Here is an 883-nt window from a genome sequence, read left to right on the forward strand (position 1 = left end):
CCGCCAAACTCCCGTAATCATAAGATGTGCCCCGCACGCATCATGCCCATTGCCCTTTTCTTATACTGCTCGTGCATTCCGCTCAGTTGTCGAACGGTTCGTTCTGCCAGGTCACCGATGCGAAGTGCAGCGTCTTGTTGCCGCCCATTGATTTGGCCAGCAGGTCGGTCATGATCGGCCATTTGTAAAAGACCCGCAGCATGTTCCTCGACTCCGCCGCACCCGCTGTCACTGAAAACGACTGGGTTGCGGTGCCTTTCGTCAATACGACATCGCCGTTCTGGATCTTGAAGCCGGCCGTGGCCGCATCCGCGAACGATGTATATTGGCGAAGATCCACCAGCAGTTGATTGGGACAATCCTGGGAAACGATGATCTGCAGTTTTGTGCAGATCATGTCCCGCAAGTTGGTTCCGGCGACGTCAACCGCCCTCAACTGGCCGGTGCGAAGCTTGCGCGCGACATCGTCGGTGATGTTGGCCATCACTTCCTGCGCGGCAAACGAGATGCAGCTTTCCAGAATGGCGAAGACAAGCAGCGCGAAGGGGACTGAAAGGATCGCGAATTCGATTGCCGTGGCGCCGCGCCGGTCACGAAGAAAACGGGCGAAAAACCTTGGGCATCTCACTTTGTGGTCGCCTGCGCGGCCGTATCCCTTGCTCATGTCCGATCCTGCCGATCTCTATGCGGTCTCGGAAGGACCATTAACGCAAACCGATTGAGGTCCGGTTTGGATGATCGTTAAAGTCGGCGCAGGCCTCTTAACCGGCCAATAACCGCACCGGCAGCCGGTCACGCCACCTATCGGCTGACGCTCATCTCCGCCTCGGAAGACTTCTCCGCTTCGCTCTTGTAGGAGCTTTCGCAATACGGCGTGCAGGAC

The 883-nt window shown here is 57.4% G+C and carries 1 protein-coding gene; it reads right to left on the reverse strand.

The features are described 5' to 3' along the window. Window positions 1-82 precede the first annotated feature (82 nt). Entirely contained in the window at window positions 83-664 is a 582-nt protein-coding gene (locus EN991_RS38025) for a TadE/TadG family type IV pilus assembly protein (RefSeq protein WP_063169998.1), read from the reverse strand. Between the last annotated feature and the right edge of the window lie 219 nt (window positions 665-883).

Origin of the sequence: Mesorhizobium sp. M7A.F.Ca.US.005.03.2.1 (genome assembly GCF_003997795.1) — a bacterium.
Lineage (GTDB): Bacteria > Pseudomonadota > Alphaproteobacteria > Rhizobiales > Rhizobiaceae > Mesorhizobium > Mesorhizobium ciceri.

Coding starts and splice junctions, on each gene's coding strand:
- EN991_RS38025 (WP_063169998.1), bottom strand. CDS start 664: ATGAGCAAGGGATACGGCCGCGCAGGCGACCACAAAGTGAGATGCCCA.